Source organism: Curtobacterium sp. MCBD17_023 (genome assembly GCF_003224415.1).
In the GTDB taxonomy this organism is placed as follows: domain Bacteria; phylum Actinomycetota; class Actinomycetes; order Actinomycetales; family Microbacteriaceae; genus Curtobacterium.
This window is the reverse complement of the sequence record NZ_QKLJ01000004.1, coordinates 264,051-280,472: the sequence shown is the minus strand read 5'-3', so window position 1 is coordinate 280,472 and position 16,422 is coordinate 264,051. Positions and strand designations below refer to the sequence as shown.

The following is a 16,422-nucleotide window of genomic DNA, read 5'->3' as shown; positions in this document are numbered from 1 at the left end:
GCGCTACGGTTCCGCCATGACCGGTACGCCGACGACCGCCGCGGCCCCGCCGACCACGGCAGGACGACGGGCACTCGTGTCCTGGGCGCTCTGGGACTGGGGCTCCGCCGCCTTCAACGCCGTCGTCACGACGTTCGTCTTCAGCACCTACCTGGCGAGCCGGGCCTTCGTGGACCCGGCACTGGTCGCCGCCGAGGACTCGACCGGTGCAGCAGCCGCCGCCGTCGAGCGGGAGCTCGCCCACAACGCCGCCGTCGTCTCGACGGCGTTGACCGTCGCGGGCATCCTGGTCGCCCTCGTCGCCCCCGCCGTCGGGCGGCTGGCCGACACGTCCGGGCACCGCAGGCGGTCGGTGCTCATCGCGACGGTCGGCGTCTTCCTCTCGATCGTCGGCATGGTGTTCGTCGCCCCGGAGCAGCCGTACCTGGTGCTCGGCGCCGCGCTCATCGGCATCGGGACGGTCGCGTACGAGATCGCCTGTGTCGGGTACAACGCGATGCTCGGGCAGGTCGCCACCGGACCGAAGACCGGCCGGGTCTCCGCGATCGGCTGGGCCGCCGGGTACTTCGGCGGGATCGTGCTCCTCGTCGTCCTGCTCCTGCTCTGCATCCAGGACTTCGGCGTGGACGGCCGCGGTGGGCTCCTGCAGCTCCCGGCGACGGTCGCGGGCGGGCAGTGGGACGTGCGCGTCGCGATCGGGATCGCCGCGGTCTGGCTCGCCGTCAGCTCGGTCCCGCTCTTCCTCGCCGTTCCCGAGGCACCCGCCGACCCGAGCCGCCGCGGGTCGCTCTGGACCGCCTACGCGGACCTCGGGCGGGACGTCGCCCGGCTCTGGCGGACGCGGCGCAACGTGCTCGCGTTCCTGCTCGCGAGTGCGGTGTTCCGCGACGGCGTCGGCGCGGTGTTCACGTTCGGCGGGATCATCGCCGCCCAGGTCTTCGGCTTCAGCCCGTCCGAGGTCATCCTGTTCGCGATCGTCGCGAACGTCGTCGCGGGCATCTCGACCGTGCTCTCCGGCCGACTCGACGACCGGTTCGGGTCCCGTCCGCTCATCATGGTGTCGCTCGTGGGGCTGGCCCTGACCGGTACCGCAGTGCTCTTCGCCGGCTCCGCGCAGGTCTCGTTCTGGGTGCTCGGTCTCGCGCTCTGCGTGTTCGTCGGGCCGGTGCAGTCGTCCTCCCGGGCGTACCTGGCCAAGCTCGCGACGCCCGGTCGTGAAGGAGAGCTGTTCGGCCTCTACGCCACCACCGGCCGCGCGGCCTCGTTCATCGCGCCGGCGCTGTTCGGCCTCGCCGTGACCGTGGGCGGGTCGACCCGGTACGGGATCCTCGGGGTGGTCGTGGTGCTCGTCGCCGGGCTCGTGCTCATGGCGTTCGTGCGCGACGAGACCCGGCCCGCCAGCCGGGGCGCCGCCGCCTGACGGAGGCGGGGAGGGCCTCCCGGCCGCCGCCTGCCCGCGGGTCCTGCTGCCCTCGACGACCACCGAGACCGCCGCGCGTACCGTCCGGGTCGACGACCCACGAGGAGGAACCCCATGAAGGCAGTTGTCTGGCACGGCATCGGCGACATCCGGCTCGACGAGGTCCCGGAGCCCACGATCCAGGACCCGCACGACGCGATCGTGCACATCACCCGCTCGGCGATCTGCGGTACCGACCTGCACTTCGTCCGCGGCACCATGGCCCCGATGCAGGAGGGCACGATCCTCGGTCACGAGGCCGTCGGTGTCGTCACCAGCGTCGGCGACGCCGTCCGTGGCTTCAGCGCCGGCGACCGCGTCGTGATCAACTCGACGATCTCGTGCGGCGCGTGCCGGTACTGCCGGATGGGACAGACCGCGCAGTGCGACGTAGCGAACCCGAACGGCCCGCAGGCGGGGACGAGCTTCTTCGGCGGCCCCGAGTCGACCGGTCCCGTGAACGGTCTGCAGGCAGAGTACGTCCGGGTCCCGTGGGCGCAGAACACCATGCACCCGCTGCCGGAGAACGTGAGCGACGAGCAGGCCATCCTGCTCTCCGACATCTTCCCGACCGGGTGGTTCGGTGCCGAACTCGCCGGCGTCACCCGCGGCGACGTCGTCGTGGTGTTCGGCGCGGGCATCGTCGGGCAGTTCGCCGCGGCGTCCGCGTTCAAGCAGGGCGCCGGGCGCGTGATCGTCGTCGACGGCGAGGAGACCCGGCTCGCCGCCGCGCTCGCGCAGAACTGCGAGGTCGTCGACTACAACCGCGAGGACCCGGTGCAGGCGATCATGGACCTCACGAACGGGATCGGCGCCGACGCCGTCATCGACGCGGTCGGGGTCGACGCCGAGCGCCCGAAGCGGGGCCCGGCAGCGGTGTCCGACGAGCAGGCGGCCGCGTTCGACGCCGAGGTCGCCCAGGTCGCGCCCGACGCCTCCCCGGACGGGTTCGGCGAGGCGCAGCAGTGGAAGCCGGGTGACGGCCCGTCGCAGGTCGCGCAGTGGGCGGTCGCGTGCGTGGCGAAGTACGGCCGGATCGGGATCATCGGTGTGTACGGGCCGACCGCGCAGTCGTACCCGATCGGCGAGGCGATGAACAAGAACCTCACGATCCGGATGGGCAACTGCGACCACCACTCGGTCACGCCGCCGCTCATCGACATGGTCGCAGCGGGCCAGTTCGACCCGACCGCGCTCATCACCGAGCACGAGGGCATCGGGTCCGCGATCGAGGCGTACGAGGCCTTCGACCGTCGCGAGCCGGGCTGGATCAAGGTGGAACTGTCGGACACGTCCGCCTGACGGCGGTCCACACGCACGCGCGGACCGCGCACGGCTCGGCCTGGAGGCCCGGTACCGGTCAGGCGGACCGGTGCCGGGCCTCCAGGCGCTCGCGGTGCGTCGGCGGCTCCTCCACGGACGTGCTGCGGCGCGGAGTTCCGCACAGATGCCCGCCACGGTCGGACGCCGGGGGAGCGGTGCGCCAGGATGGGACGCATGACCGACCAGCGGATCGCCGTCGTCGTCCTCGCCGCCGGGCAGGGCACGCGCATGAAGTCCTCGCTCCCCAAGGTGCTGCACCGGCTCGCCGGGCTGCCCCTCATCGCCCACGTGCTCCGGACCGCCGAGTCCCTGTCGCCCGAGCACGTCGCCGTGGTCGTGCGGCACGAACGTGAGCGCGTCGCGGCGGAGATCACCGAGCGTGCCCCCGACGCCCTCGTCGTGGACCAGGACGACGTCCCCGGGACCGGTCGGGCGGTGGAGGTCGCGGTCGACGCGCTCCCGGCCGACTTCGACGGCGTCGTCGTGGTGCTGTCCGGCGACGTCCCGCTGCTCGACGCGCAGAGCCTCCGCGGACTGGTCGAGGCGCACGCGAGCCAGTCGAACGCGGTCACCTTCGTCAGCGCCATCCAGGACGACCCGACCGGGCTCGGCCGGATCCTGCGCGACGCCTCCGGCGCCTTCACCGGTGTCGTCGAGCACAAGGACGCGACAGACGAGCAGCGTGCCGTCACCGAGACCAACGCCGGCATCTACGCGTTCGACGTCACCCACCTGCGCGCGGTGCTGCCGTCGCTGACGACGGAGAACGCACAGGGCGAGAAGTACATCACCGACGTGCCCGCGCTCATCGCCGCCCGCGGGGGACGGGTGGACGTCGTCACCCTGACCGACCCGTGGCTCGTGGCCGGGATCAACGACCGGGCACAGCTGTCGGATGCGGCCCGGGAGCTGAACGCGCGGATCGTCCGTCGGCACCAGCTCGCCGGCGTCACGGTGCAGGACCCCGCATCGACGTGGATCGACCTCGACGTGTCCATCGAGCCCGACGCCGAGCTCCTGCCCGGCACGCAGCTGCTCGGAGCGACGGCGATCGCGGCCGGCGCCGTCGTCGGACCGGGCACCACGCTCCGGGACACCGAGGTCGGAGCCGGCGCCACCGTCAACCGGGTCGACGCCACGCTCGCGGTCATCGGCGACGGCGCCTCCGTCGGGCCGTTCGCCTACCTGCGGCCGGGCACGGTCCTCGGCGACCGCGGCAAGATCGGTACCTTCGTCGAGACGAAGAACGCCGTCATCGGTCGCGGCAGCAAGGTCCCGCACCTGTCCTACATCGGCGACACCGAGGTGGGCGAGGACTCGAACATCGGCGCAGCCACCATCACGGCGAACTACGACGGCGTGCACAAGCACCGCACCGTCGTCGGGTCGGACGTCCGCACCGGGTCGCACAACGTGTTCGTCGCCCCGGTTAGGATTGGTGACGGGGCGTACACCGGTGCAGGCACGACCGTCCGCAAGGACGTGCCGGCCGGGTCGCTCGCGATCAGCTACGCCCCACAGCGCAACACCGAGGGATGGGTCGAGGAGAACCGACCCGGTACCCCGGCGGCCGAGGCAGCTCGGCGCGCGCGAGGCGAGTGACACCTTCGACGGTCCCTGCGGCCGTCAGCGGTGGGCCCCGATCGGAGCCCAGGACATCGGCCCCGGCGGGGTCAGATCGGCCCCCTCTCGGGGTCAGGGAGTGAGCACCACACGTGTCCGGAATCAAGACAACCGGCCAGAAGCGACTCGTCCTGGTGGCCGGGCGAGCGCACCCGGAACTGTCGAAGGCGATCGCGGAAGAGCTCGGTGTCGACCTCGTCCCGACCGACGCCCGGACCTTCGCCAACGGTGAGCTCTACGCCCGCTTCGACGAGTCGGTGCGCGGATGCGACGCCTTCGTCATCCAGTCGCACACCGCCCCGATCAACGAGTGGCTCATGGAGCAGCTCATCATGGTCGACGCGCTCAAGCGTGCGTCGGCCAAGCGCATCACCGTCGTGGCGCCGTTCTACCCGTACGCCCGCCAGGACAAGAAGGGCCGTGGGCGTGAGCCGATCTCGGCCCGTCTGGTCGCCGACCTGTTCAAGGCCGCGGGTGCGCACCGCATCATGAGCGTCGACCTGCACGCGCCGCAGATCCAGGGCTTCTTCGACGGTCCCGTCGACCACCTGTTCGCCATGCCTGTGCTGCTCGAGCGCTTCAAGGAGATGCTCGACCCGGAGACCCTCACCGTCGTCTCGCCGGACATGGGGCGCGTCCGCGTCGCCGACATCTGGTCCGAGAAGCTCGGGGCCCCGCTGGCGATCATCCACAAGCGCCGCGACCCGCTCGTCCCGAACCAGGTCTCCGTGCACGAGATCGTCGGTGACGTCTCCGGTCGCTGGTGCCTGCTCGTCGACGACCTCATCGACACCGGGCGCACCATCGCGAAGGCCGCCGAGGCACTCAAGGCCAACGGTGCCAAGGGCGTCGTCGTCGCCGCCACCCACGCGGTGTTCTCCGACCCGGCCACGGAGCTGCTGCAGAGCGAGTTCATCGACCGCGTCGTCGTGACCGACACCCTGCCGCTGCCGCCCGAGAAGCGCTGGGACAAGCTCGAGGTGCTGCCGATCGCGCCGCTCATCGCCCGGGCCATCCACGAGGTGTTCGACGACGGCTCGGTGACGTCGATGTTCGACGGCGCCGCCTGAGCGCTCACGTCCGACGGTGGCACTGACCGCGCGGGACGCCCTCGCCGCCCGACTCCGGTCGGGCGGGAGCGTGTTCGCTGAGGACGAGGCGGACCTGCTCCTCGCGGCCGGTGACGGCGACGCGGTCCGGCTCCGCGGCCTGGTGCAGCGTCGCCTGGCGGGGGAGCCCCTCGAGTACGTCCTCGGCTGGGCGGCGTTCGACGGGCACCGCGTCCGCGTCACACCGGGCGTCTTCGTGCCACGGGCGCGGACGCGGGTCGTCGTCACGGAGGCAGCCCGACGGCTCCGACGGTACGACCGTGTCGTCGACCTGTGCTGCGGAGCGGGGGCCGTCGCGATGGCGCTGCTGGAACGCGTCGGAGCGCTCGACCTCGTCGCTGCCGACATCGACCCCGACGCCACCGAGGTGGCCGCGGAGAACCTCGGCGACCGCGGCATCGTCGTGACCGGGAACCTGTTCGACCCGCTGCCCACCCGGTTCCGCGGTGCCGTGGACGTGCTCGCCGTGAACGCCCCGTACGTCCCGACCGACGCCATCGCGATCATGCCGCCCGAAGCGCGCGACCACGAGCACCGGGTCGCACTCGACGGCGGCGCCGACGGGCTCGACCTGCACCGGCGCATCGCTGCCGGCGCTGCTGACTGGGTGCGGCGCGGCGGGTCCGTGGTCATCGAGGTGTCGGCCAAGCAGGCGCCGGTGTCCGCGGAACTGTTCCGCACCGCCGGCTTCACGACCGATGTCGTGCGGGACGACGACGTCGACGGCACGTGCGTGGTGGCGACGCTCCCCGCCTGAGCGCACGGGCCTCCCGTCAGGACGCCGTGATGGTGACCCCGTGCCACCCGGTCGCGCCGTTCGGTGCCGGCGGCCGCTGCACGCTCGTCTGCACCTCGCCGTCGGCACCGACGGCACGGACCTGGATCTCGTGCCGTCCCTTCGTCGCCGTCCACCGGAGCACCCACTGCCGCCACGTGTCGGCCGAGACCGAGTCCGCCAGTTCGGCGTCCTGCCAGTCGGCGTCCCCGACCTTGACCTGCACGGCCTTCACCCCGGTGTGCGGCTGCCACGCGACGCCCGCGATCGGGACCCGGTCACCGACGGCCACCGTCACGCCGTCCACCGGGGTGTCGATCCGCGACTCGAGCTTCACCGGTCCCCGCTCCGACCAACCCCGCGGCGTCCAGTACCCCTGTGCCCGGGAGAACCGCGTCACCTCGAGCTCGGTCACCCACTTCGTCGCGGACACGTACCCGAACAGGCCGGGCACGACCAGCCGCGCCGGGAACCCGTGCTCGGCGGGCAGCGGGTCGCCGTTCATCCCGACGGCCAGGAGCGCGTCGGTCCCCTCGTCCTGGAGCACGTCGAGCGGGGTCCCCGCGGTGAAGCCGTCGATGCTGCGGGACAGCACCATGTCCGCTCCGGCGCGGGGGCGGGCGCGCGCCAACAGGGACCGGATCGGGTACCCGAGCCAGAGGGCGTTGCCGATCAGGTCGCCACCGACCTCGTTCGACACGCAGCTCAGGGTCGCCATGTGCTCCTCGAGCGGGAGCGCGAGCAGTTCGTCCCAGATGAGCTCGACCTCCTCGTCGACCTCGCCCGTGATCTTCAGCGACCAGTCCGCGGGATCGATGGCGGGGACGCGGAGCGCCGTGTCGATGCGGTAGAAGTCGGCGTTCGGCGTGACGTACGGGGTGATGCCCTCGGCGTCCAGGCTCGCGCCGCTCGGGACGGGCGGGGCGGGCGTCGCCGGCTGCGGCAGACGCACGGCTCGCCGGACGGCCGCTGCGGCCTGGAGCGAGGCCGAGCCGATCCGGGAGGCGCCGCCCACCACCACCGCGAGCGCTGCGCTGGTCACCGTCCAGCGGAGGAACGAGCGGCGTTCGACCGCACCAGCACCGCCGGGTCCGGCGGTCGGGACCGCGCGGGCGTCCTCCCAGCGGCGGAGACGCTGGAGCAGGAGCCGCAGCACCACCACCGCGGCGGCGATGCCGGCGACCGTCGGGGCGCCGTCGAGGGTGCCGCTGCCCGAACGAGTGGTGACGGCGAGGAGTGCGAGCACCCCGCCGGCGGCGAAGACGAGCGCGCCGTACGGCGGGTTCCGGCGTTCGAGGACACCGGCGCCGGCCGCCACCGCGACGAGGACGACGCTCATCAGGACGAACAGGGCCACCTTGTCGCCCGTCCCGAACAGCGACACCATGAGGTCCTTCGCCGTCGGGGGCGCGAGGTCGATGACGGCGGAGCCGACCGCGACGAGCGGACTGCCTGCGCCGCCCAGGACGAGCGCGCCCAGTTCGGCGACCGCGAGGAACGCGAGGACGGCGATGACGCCGACGAGCGCTGCGGCCCACCTGCGGTGCGGGAGGAGGCGCGGGTCTGGCTCGGTCACGATCGGATCGTAGGTCAGTCGTGCTGGGAACAGGGCGTCGGTGCCGCTCGTGGGCTGCGGCTGCGGCTGCGGCTGCGGCTGCGGCTGCAGGTCGCGCGTCGGGTCCGGGTCGGGATCGGGGTTCGGGGTCGGGGTTCGGGGAGCGTTCACCCGGTGCGAGGTGTGCCGTGCGGGCGCCGTGGCAGGATCGGAGCGTGCCGTGGCGACCTGATCGTGTCCCCGGGCTCGGTCGCGCCCGCGACGACCAGCACCGCTGGTCCTCCGCCGGTCGGCTCCTCGTGCTCCGGTGGGTGATCGTCGGTGTGTGGGTGGCGCTCCTCACTGCCCGGATCATCGTCGTGACCGTCCACCCGGACGCAGACATGCGGGCCTTCGGCATCGCGGAGGCGGTGGCCGTCACCGCTGGCGTGACGATCGTCGTCCTCGCGGTCGTCCGTGCACGCGCAGCGGGTCGGCGTCGCGCTGACGACGTGCTCGCGCGCGCGGTGCGCCGTATCGACCCGACGGTGTGGCTGGTCCCCGCGGCTCCGACGCAGGAACTGCGCGGGGTGATCGAGGCGGCCCGACCCGAGGTGCCACTCACCGCTCGCGTGACCTGGGCGTTCGGAGCGACGGAGGCTTCGCTGTGGGAACTCGACGGACGGCGGGCGACTCGGCTGCTCGTCATCCGGTGGAGCCGCGTCATGCACGTCGGGACCGAGGCGGTCCTCGTGCCGGGTGCCGGTCGGCGCACCGCCCCCGCCGTAGCGGTGCACTACGTCCGAGCCGACGACACGACCGCCGTCGCGACGTTCTTCGTGCGTGTCGCCCCCGGTTCGGACCGGTTGCTCGGCCCCGGTGCTCGTCTCGACGACCTGCTCGCCCGACTCGCCCGCGAGCGCATCGTCGCCTGACGGGGATGGCGCTGCGGACCTGTGCGTGAGCTCGTGCTCGTGCTCGTGCTCGTGCCCGTGCCCGTGCCCGTGCCCGTGCCCGTGTCCGTGACCGCGCCCGTGCTGGTGCCCGTGTCCCGCCCGGCACCGACCGGGACACGGGTTCGCCCGGGTCGGCTCTCGTCGATGACGAGGCAACCGACCCGGGCCTGCGCTCCCGCGGGTCCTGCCGCGGGTCCTGCTCAGTGTGTGGACGGCTCCTGTTCGACCTCGCGGCGGTCGTCCTCGGACCAGAGGGTGTGGAACGTGCCGTCCTTGTCGATGCGCTGGTAGGTGTGGGCGCCGAAGAAGTCGCGTTGCCCCTGGATGAGCGCGGCGGGCAGGCGCTCGGACGCGAGGGAGTCGAAGTAGGACAGGGCGGAGGAGAACCCGGGCGCGGGGACACCGGACGCGGCCGCGATGCCCACGATCCGACGCCAGGCGGCTTCGCCCTCGGCGACGGCGTCGGCGAAGTACGGGTCGACGAGCAGCGACTCGAGGTCCGGGTTCTTCTCGTAGGCCTCGACGATGCGATTGAGGAACTGGGCGCGGATGATGCAGCCGCCGCGCCAGATCTTCGCCATGTCCCCGAGCGCGATGTCCCAGTCGTACTCCTTCGCCCCGGCGATGATGAGGTCGAAGCCCTGCGCGTACGCGACGACCTTCGATGCGTAGAGGGCTGCTCGGACGTCGTCGGTGAACGAGTCCGGTGCCTGGGCGATGTCCGGCCGTGAGGTGACCGATTTCTGGACGGCTGCGCGCTGCGCGGGCCGGGACGAGACGGCTCGGGCGAACACGGCCTCGCCGATGCCGGAGACGGGGATGCCGAGACCGACTGCGTTCTGCACGGTCCAGACGCCGGTGCCCTTCGATCCGGCGGCGTCCCGGATGACGTCCACGAGCGGTGTGCCGGTGTCGGCGTCCTTCTGCTTGAGGACCTCCCCGGTGATCTCGATCAGGTAGGACTCCAGGTCGCCCTTGTTCCACTCGTCGAACACGTCGACGAGCTGGTCGACGCTGTAGCCCCCGATGCGGCGCAGCAGGTCGTAGGACTCCGCGATGAGCTGCATGTCGGCGTACTCGATGCCGTTGTGCACCATCTTGACGAAGTGTCCGGCGCCGTCGGTCCCGACGTGGGTGACGCAGGGCTCGCCCTCGGCGACGGCCGCGATCGACTTCAGGATCGGGCCGAGCGTCTCCCACGCCTCGTCCGATCCGCCGGGCATGATCGACGGCCCGTGCAGGGCGCCTTCCTCGCCGCCGGAGATGCCGGTGCCGACGAAGTTGATGCCCTTCTCCTTCAGGTCGTGCTCGCGGCGGATGGTGTCGTGGAAGTTCGCGTTGCCGCCGTCGACGATGATGTCGCCCGCCTCGAACCGCTCGGCCAACTGACCGATGACGGCGTCGGTGCCCTTCCCGGCCTGGACCATGATGATCGCCGTGCGCGGCTTCGACAGCGAGGCGACGAAGCCGTCGATGTCTTCCGACGCGATGAAGCCCATGTCCCCGTGCTCGCGCATCAGGTCCTCGGTCCGGGCGTAGGTGCGGTTGTAGACCGCGACGGTGTTCCCCGCACGCGACGCGAGGTTCCGCGCCAGGTTCGAACCCATCACCGCGAGGCCGATGACCCCGATGTTCCCCTGTTCGTTGTTGTCTGCCACGTCGACTCCTTCGTGTCTGGACGGCCGTCGCCAATCTATGCAGCGCCCGATGTGCTCATCCAGGTCTTCCGCATCCTGGGGACAGTCGGTCCCCCTGTTCGTACTGTGGAGACATGGCCGATGCGACCGTCCTCCCGCCCGTGCTCGTGATGGGGGTCTCCGGATCCGGCAAGTCGACGATCGGTGAGGCCCTGACACAGGCGCTCGTCGACCGCGGACAGGCGGTGGAGTTCGTCGACGCGGATGCGCTGCACCCGGCGGCGAACAAGGAGAAGATGCACGCCGGCATCCCACTCACCGACGACGACCGTCGCCCCTGGCTGGACGCGTGCTCGTCCCGCATCGCGGAGGTCGAGGCCTCCGGCTCGCGGTGTGTGATGGCGAACTCGGCGCTGAAGCGCGCGTACCGGGACCGCCTGCGTGAGGACGCCCCGGACCTCTTCATCGTGTTCCTCGACGGGTCGCGCGAGCTCATCGCCGATCGGCAGCGCCACCGTCACCACGAGTACATGCCGAACTCCCTGCTCGACTCGCAGTTCGCGACGCTCGAGCGCCCGGGCGCGGACGAAGCCGTCGCGGCGGTGCCGATCCACGGGGTCGTGGACGACACCGTCGCGGCGATCCTCGCCGTCCTGCCCTGAGCCCGTCCTGCCCCGAGCCCGTCCGGCCCTGAACCCGTCCTGCCCTGAGCCCGTCGCGCTCGACGACCTGACCGTCGGGTCTACTTCCGGCTGAGCTCCGACCGTCGAGCGCGGTACTCCTCGGCGTCGATCTCGCCGCGGGCGAACCGGTCGGCCAGCACCGACCGCGCGTCGGCGATCGCCCGTCCGGCACCGCGGCGGAGGACGCCGAAGACGACGGCCCCGACGACGAGCAGGAGCAGGAGCGCCGGGAACACGGGGAAGCCGTGGGACGGCATCCCGCCTCCGTGCCAGTACGGAGCGGTGGCAGCGAGTGTGGTGAGCATGGGGACCTCCGAGGTCGGGTGTGGTGCCGCGGTCGCGACACGACAAGGCTGTCGGTCGGGAGGCCCCACCCGCGTCCGCCAGGAGAGCCCACTCGGACCTGCTCCCGCCGGCTCACCCGCGCCGGTTCGTCCACAGGCGACTACTCCTCCGGGCGTAGTCCACAGGCCCTCCCGTTGCGCGATGTGTCGGGGGAGGGCCGACCGTAGGCTCGCTGCATGACCACCGACACGCGCTCCGACACCCGCCCGGCGGGTGGACGCCGGTTCGCCCGCGTGGGACGGGTGCTGCCGGTGGCGCTCGTGCAGGTCGTCGGCACCGTCGCCGCCACCCGGTGGGCAGCCGGGGTCGGTCCCGGTGCCGTCGGTGCTGGTGGCCCGCCGTGGACAGAGCGCTTCGGTGACGGCGTCGACCCGGTGTTGCTCGGGCCCCTGGCATGGGTGCTGCTCGTGGGCGGGATCGTCGTCCTGCCCTTCCGGTGGCGGTGGCCGGTCGTGGTCCTGGCCCTGACCCTCGGCACGACGATCGGCTACGCCCTGGTCGTCAGTCCGCGTGGGCCGTTCGTCGCGGCGCTGACCATGGCGCTGGCGAACGCCTGGTTCCGCGGCCACCGCGTCCCCACGTACGTCGCTGCCGCGGTCGCGCAGGTCGTCCTGCCCTCGGCGGACACCCTGACAGGCCGCGCGCCCTTCCCGACCGTCACCACGATGACGCTCTGCCTGGCGTGGCTGACGGTCACCATCGCCGTCACCGAGCTCGTCCGGGTACGGGTGGCCCGCGCCGCCGACGCCCGTCGCGCCCGCCTCGCGGCGGAGCAGCAGCGCGCCGGCGCCGAGCGCGTCCGCATCGCCCGGGAGCTCCACGACTCGGTCGCCCACAGCATGTCGCTCATCAACCTGCAGGCGGGGGTGGCCCTGCACCTCGGGGCCGAACTCCCCGAGCAGACCCGGGAGTCGCTGCTGAACATCCGCGACTCCAGCAAGCAGGCGCTCGTGGAGCTCCGGACGATCCTCGGCGTGCTGCGGGCCGTCGACGCATCGTCCGGCACCTCCGACCGCACCCCGGTCGCCGGTCTCGACCGCGTCCCCGACCTGGTCGATCGAGCCCGCCTGGCCGGGATGGACGTGGAGCTGCGCCTGGACGGCCCGGTGGAGACCGTCGCCGGCGTCGTCTCGCGCAACGCCTTCCGCATCGTGCAGGAGTCCGTCACGAACGTCATGAAGCACGCCCCTGACCACCACGCCTCGGTCGTGGTCGACGTGGGGGCCGAGGTCGTCGACATCACGGTGACCGACGTCCCGGCGCCGGTCGCGATCGGCGCCGGTGCCCCGCGGACCGAGGAGGCGCCCCGCGGGCACCGCTCCTCGTCCGCCCTCGCCCGTGCGGCGGGCCAGCACACCGTGACCGAGCAGGCGGACGGCGGCAGCGGCAGCAGTCCGGGGAACGGGCTGGTCGGGATGCACGAACGGGCCACGGCTGTCGGCGGCACACTCGCCGTCGGCCCGACGCCCGACGGCGGGTGGTCGGTCCACGCACGCCTGCCGATCGGCGAACCCGCACGCACTGCGTCCGGAGCGACGGAGACGACCGCATGACCATGTCCGCGACTCCCACCACGCCGGATCTGATCCGGATCGTGTTGGTGGACGACCAGAGCCTCATCCGTGCCGGACTCCGCGCACTCGTGTCCGCCGAGCCGGGGATGCAGGTCGTCGGTGAGGCGTCCGACGGCGAGGACGCCGTCGCGGTCGTCGCACGGGAACTGCCGGACGTCGTGCTCATGGACATCCGCATGCCGGGGACCGACGGCCTCGTCGCCACACGGCGGATCTCCGAGGACCCGGCGCTCGGCGCGGTGCACGTGGTGGTCCTCACGACCTTCGAGGAGGACGACACCGTGTTCGAGGCGATCCGTGGCGGTGCTGCCGGGTTCCTCGTGAAGGACACCGAGCCCGCCGAACTCCTCCGGGCGATCCGCACCGTGGTCGCGGGGGAGTCGTTGCTGTCGCCCGGCCCGACCCGGTCGCTCGTCGAGGCGTACGCGGCGCACGCGAAGCCGGCAGCGCTCGCACCCGAACTCGACGCCCTGACCGACCGCGAACGCCAGGTCATGCGCCTGGTCGCGAGCGGCTTGACGAACGCCGAGATCGCCGAGCGCCTGTTCGTCAGTCCGGCCACGACGAAGACCCACGTCTCCCGGGCGATGATCAAGCTCGGCGCTCGCGACCGCGCCCAACTCGTGGTCTTCGCCTACGAGACCGGCCTCGTCACCCCGGGGTGGACGGGATGACCGGGAACACATTCGTGACGCGGGCCTGCTGGAAGCCGCGGTCGCCCGGCCCGCCGCCAGCGTCGACGGCCGCGATGCCTACCCGTCGCTGGTCGAGAAAGCCGCGCGCCCGCCGTGCGTCGGGGTTGAGCGGGCCTCGAGCCGCCGCTGACGATGGACACACGGCCGCCGCCGGTGCAGGCTCGACAGGTGGACGCCGGATGCATCCCGCACCGCCGCGGAGGAGCACCGCGCCCACCTCGAGGAGGAGCAACGCCGTGACCGATCCCGCGAACCCGACCCCCGGTGCGACCGACGCCCGCTCTGCGGGCGGAGGCACAGCCTCCAGGCCGGACACCTGTCCGAGCACGGACCGTGGACAGCTCGTCGACCGTGCCGAGGTGATCGTCACCAGTCCGGACCGGAACTTCGTCACCCTCAAACTGACCACCGCGGACGGCGTCACCGGTCTCGGTGACGCGACCCTGAACGGCCGCGAGCTCGCGGTCGCCGCGTACCTGTCCGAGCACGTCGTCCCGCTGCTCACCGGTCGGGACGCCAGCCGCATCGAGGACGCCTGGCAGTTCCTCTACCGCTCGACCTACTGGCGTCGGGGTCCGGTGACGATGGCCGCGATCGCCGCCGTCGACATGGCGCTCTGGGACATCAAGGCCAAGGTCGCCGGGATGCCGCTCTACCAGCTGCTCGGCGGTGCTTCCCGGACCGGGCTGATGGCGTACGGGCACGCCTCGGGCAAGGACCTCCCGGAGCTGTTCGACTCGATCCGCCAGCACCAGGCCGAGGGGTACCGGTCGATCCGCGTCCAGACCGGCGTGCCGGGGCTCGAGTCCATCTACGGCATCGCCTCGAACCGCACCACCGAGGGCAACGCCGGCGTCCGCTACGACTTCGAGCCCGCGCAGCGTGGGGTGTTCCCGGCCATGGAGGACTGGGACACCCGCGCGTACCTCCGGCACCTGCCGACCGTCTTCGAGGCGGTCCGCAACGAGTTCAGCCCCGAGCTGCCGCTCCTGCACGACGGACACCACCGGATGACCCCGATCCAGGCCGCCAAGCTCGGGAAGTCGCTCGAGCCGTACGACCTCTTCTGGCTCGAGGACTGCACCCCCGCCGAGAACCAGGAAGCGCTCCGACTCGTCCGGCAGCACACCACGACCCCGCTCGCCATCGGTGAGGTCTTCAACACGGTCTGGGACTTCAAGGACCTCATCCGCGACCAGCTCATCGACTACGTCCGCGGCGCCGTCACGCACATGGGCGGCGTGACCCCGCTGCGGAAGACGATGGACTACGCCGCGATGTACCAGGTGAAGTCCGGGTTCCACGGGCCGACCGACATCTCGCCGGTGGGGATGGCGGCCCAGATGCACCTCGGGCTCGCCATCCACAACTTCGGGATCCAGGAGTACATGCAGCACGGCCCGAGGACGAACCAGGTGTTCCAGCAGACGGCCACCTTCACCGACGGGTACCTGCACCCCGGCGACGAGCCCGGCATCGGCGTCTCGCTCGACGTCGACGAGGCCGGGAAGTACCCGTACGAGCAGGCGTACCTGCCGTTCAACCGCCTGGCGGACGGCACCGTGCACGACTGGTGAGCGTTCCCGGGCGCCGCACCGTGCCCGACGGGCAGAGTGGTGGCGTGGACCCCGCAGCGCTCGCCGACGTCGCCCGCGACCTGTTGCGCGCCGCTCCGGGCGACTTCGTGGCCGCGCGGACGGCACGGCTACGAGCGGTCCGGAAGGACGACCGGGAGCTCGCGGCAGCGATCGGGAAGCTGAAGAAGCCCGCGCCGGCCGCGTGGATCGTCGACCTACTCGCCTCCGAGGACGCCCTCGACGACGCCGTCGACCTCGGTCCGGCCCTCCGGCAGGCGCAGGCCTCCGCGGACCCGCAGCAGATCGCGACACTCCGGAAGCAGCGGTCCCAGGTCGTGGCGGCGCTCGCCGACACCGGGGCCGACCGAGCGGCCGCGGCCGGGCACCCGCCGACCCCGACCGTGCTCGAGCAGGTCCGCGCGACCATCGAGGCCGGCATGGCCGACCCGCACGCCGGCGCCGCGATCCGATCGGGCCTCCTCCTGCGGCCCCTCGAGAGCGTGGGGTTCGAGGACGTCGACCTGACCGACGCGGTGGCCGTCCCGGACGCCGTCCCGGACGCGTGGTCCGGCAGCGACGCGCCTCCCATCCCGATCACGGCCGGGAGGCGCGGTGCAGGCCGTCCCGCCGCGCCCGGTCCCGCAGACGACGAGCCCGGGACCCCCGACGAGCCCGGGATCCCCGACGAGCCGGGGACCCCCGACGAGCCGGATGCTCCTGACGGGCCTGGGACCCCTGACGAGCCGGATGCGCCGGATGGACCAGATGCTGCTGCCGAACCGGACGCTCCTGAGGGGCCCGACGTGCCGGCCTCCGACGAGGACCAACGCGACCCCGCAGCCGAGCGCCGCGAGGCGCGCGAGGCCGAGACGGCAGCGAGACGTGCCTCCCGCCAGGCCGATGCCGCTCTCGACCAGGCGGAGTCCGCCCTCGAGGACGTCGAGGACCGACGCGCCGACCTCGACCGCCGCCGTCGGGACCTCGAGCGACAGCTCACCGTCCTCGACCAGGAGCAGGCCGACCTCGACGCCGAGGCCGAGCGGCTCGGGCAGGAGCGCGACGACGCCGAGGCCGCGAGCGACCGCGCCCGGGAAGCCCTCGTCGCCGCCCGGCACCACCGTCGCCGCTGACC

Annotated in this window: 14 protein-coding genes; 11 read left to right on the top strand and 3 right to left on the bottom strand. The window is 72.4% G+C overall.

What is annotated here, in order from left to right; all coding sequences use genetic code 11:
• Window positions 1–16: 16 nt before the first annotated feature.
• The 5 genes from DEI84_RS08230 (at window position 17) to DEI84_RS08210 (ending at window position 6,271) form a co-directional block, all read left to right on the top strand.
• Entirely contained in the window at window positions 17–1,420 is a 1,404-nt protein-coding gene (locus DEI84_RS08230; protein ID WP_110890361.1) for an MFS transporter, read from the top strand.
• A 114-nt stretch (window positions 1,421–1,534) separates the two neighbouring features.
• Window positions 1,535–2,761, top strand: coding sequence for a zinc-dependent alcohol dehydrogenase (locus DEI84_RS08225; protein WP_110823604.1), 1,227 nt, complete (start codon window positions 1,535–1,537; stop codon window positions 2,759–2,761).
• A 195-nt stretch (window positions 2,762–2,956) separates the two neighbouring features.
• The gene (gene glmU, locus DEI84_RS08220) at window positions 2,957–4,384 is read left to right on the top strand and encodes a bifunctional UDP-N-acetylglucosamine diphosphorylase/glucosamine-1-phosphate N-acetyltransferase GlmU (protein ID WP_110823605.1); all 1,428 of its coding nucleotides are present in this window, start codon (window positions 2,957–2,959) and stop codon (window positions 4,382–4,384) included.
• A 113-nt stretch (window positions 4,385–4,497) separates the two neighbouring features.
• A complete protein-coding gene (locus tag DEI84_RS08215; RefSeq protein ID WP_110823606.1) occupies window positions 4,498–5,475 on the top strand; it encodes a ribose-phosphate diphosphokinase in 978 nt (325 codons plus the stop codon).
• Window positions 5,476–5,497: 22 nt separating this feature from the next.
• Entirely contained in the window at window positions 5,498–6,271 is a 774-nt protein-coding gene (locus DEI84_RS08210) for a putative protein N(5)-glutamine methyltransferase (RefSeq protein WP_110890504.1), read from the top strand.
• Between the two features lie 16 nt (window positions 6,272–6,287).
• Here DEI84_RS08210 and DEI84_RS08205 read toward each other — a convergent pair whose 3' ends face one another.
• Window positions 6,288–7,865: a molybdopterin-dependent oxidoreductase gene (locus DEI84_RS08205; protein ID WP_110890502.1), complete on the bottom strand. Its 1,578-nt coding sequence runs from the start codon at window positions 7,863–7,865 to the stop codon at window positions 6,288–6,290.
• 194 nt (window positions 7,866–8,059) lie between these two features.
• On the opposite strand from DEI84_RS08205, the gene DEI84_RS08200 reads away from it, so the two are divergent.
• On the top strand, window positions 8,060–8,758 hold the full coding sequence (locus tag DEI84_RS08200; protein WP_110890360.1) for a hypothetical protein: 699 nt from the start codon (window positions 8,060–8,062) through the stop codon (window positions 8,756–8,758).
• A 221-nt stretch (window positions 8,759–8,979) separates the two neighbouring features.
• Here the strand turns inward: DEI84_RS08200 and gndA are convergent, their stop codons facing one another.
• Entirely contained in the window at window positions 8,980–10,386 is a 1,407-nt protein-coding gene (gndA, locus tag DEI84_RS08195; protein ID WP_375537649.1) for an NADP-dependent phosphogluconate dehydrogenase, read from the bottom strand.
• A 164-nt stretch (window positions 10,387–10,550) separates the two neighbouring features.
• On the opposite strand from gndA, the gene DEI84_RS08190 reads away from it, so the two are divergent.
• Window positions 10,551–11,078: a gluconokinase gene (locus tag DEI84_RS08190; RefSeq protein WP_110890358.1), complete on the top strand. Its 528-nt coding sequence runs from the start codon at window positions 10,551–10,553 to the stop codon at window positions 11,076–11,078.
• Between the two features lie 80 nt (window positions 11,079–11,158).
• Here the strand turns inward: DEI84_RS08190 and DEI84_RS08185 are convergent, their stop codons facing one another.
• Entirely contained in the window at window positions 11,159–11,404 is a 246-nt protein-coding gene (locus DEI84_RS08185) for an SHOCT domain-containing protein (RefSeq protein ID WP_258369085.1), read from the bottom strand.
• Between the two features lie 216 nt (window positions 11,405–11,620).
• Between DEI84_RS08185 and DEI84_RS08180 the strand changes: the two genes are divergently transcribed.
• The 4 genes from DEI84_RS08180 (at window position 11,621) to DEI84_RS08160 (ending at window position 16,420) form a co-directional block, all read left to right on the top strand.
• The gene (locus tag DEI84_RS08180) at window positions 11,621–12,997 is read left to right on the top strand and encodes a sensor histidine kinase (RefSeq protein WP_110890357.1); all 1,377 of its coding nucleotides are present in this window, start codon (window positions 11,621–11,623) and stop codon (window positions 12,995–12,997) included.
• Window positions 12,998–13,026: 29 nt separating this feature from the next.
• Window positions 13,027–13,692 carry a response regulator transcription factor gene (locus DEI84_RS08175; protein WP_110890498.1) on the top strand — a complete coding sequence of 222 codons (666 nt, stop codon included), beginning with the start codon at window positions 13,027–13,029 and terminating at the stop codon, window positions 13,690–13,692.
• Between the two features lie 380 nt (window positions 13,693–14,072).
• Window positions 14,073–15,290 (top strand): D-mannonate dehydratase ManD, encoded by a 1,218-nt coding sequence (gene manD, locus DEI84_RS08165; protein WP_110890496.1) that lies wholly within the window; start codon window positions 14,073–14,075, stop codon window positions 15,288–15,290.
• Window positions 15,287–16,420, top strand: coding sequence for a hypothetical protein (locus DEI84_RS08160; RefSeq protein WP_146236330.1), 1,134 nt, complete (start codon window positions 15,287–15,289; stop codon window positions 16,418–16,420). Before manD ends, DEI84_RS08160 begins: the two co-directional genes overlap by 4 nt.
• Window positions 16,421–16,422: the final 2 nt, after the last annotated feature.

Excerpts from the sequence above, each read along its gene's own strand:
- DEI84_RS08225 (WP_110823604.1), top strand. The coding sequence starts at position 1,535 with ATGAAGGCAGTTGTCTGGCACGGCATCGGCGACATCCGGCTCGACGAG.
- gndA (WP_375537649.1), bottom strand. The coding sequence starts at position 10,386 with ATGGGTTCGAACCTGGCGCGGAACCTCGCGTCGCGTGCGGGGAACACC.
- DEI84_RS08185 (WP_258369085.1), bottom strand. The coding sequence starts at position 11,404 with ATGCTCACCACACTCGCTGCCACCGCTCCGTACTGGCACGGAGGCGGG.
- DEI84_RS08230 (WP_110890361.1), top strand. The coding sequence starts at position 17 with ATGACCGGTACGCCGACGACCGCCGCGGCCCCGCCGACCACGGCAGGA.
- DEI84_RS08190 (WP_110890358.1), top strand. The coding sequence starts at position 10,551 with ATGGCCGATGCGACCGTCCTCCCGCCCGTGCTCGTGATGGGGGTCTCC.
- glmU (WP_110823605.1), top strand. The coding sequence starts at position 2,957 with ATGACCGACCAGCGGATCGCCGTCGTCGTCCTCGCCGCCGGGCAGGGC.
- DEI84_RS08180 (WP_110890357.1), top strand. The coding sequence starts at position 11,621 with ATGACCACCGACACGCGCTCCGACACCCGCCCGGCGGGTGGACGCCGG.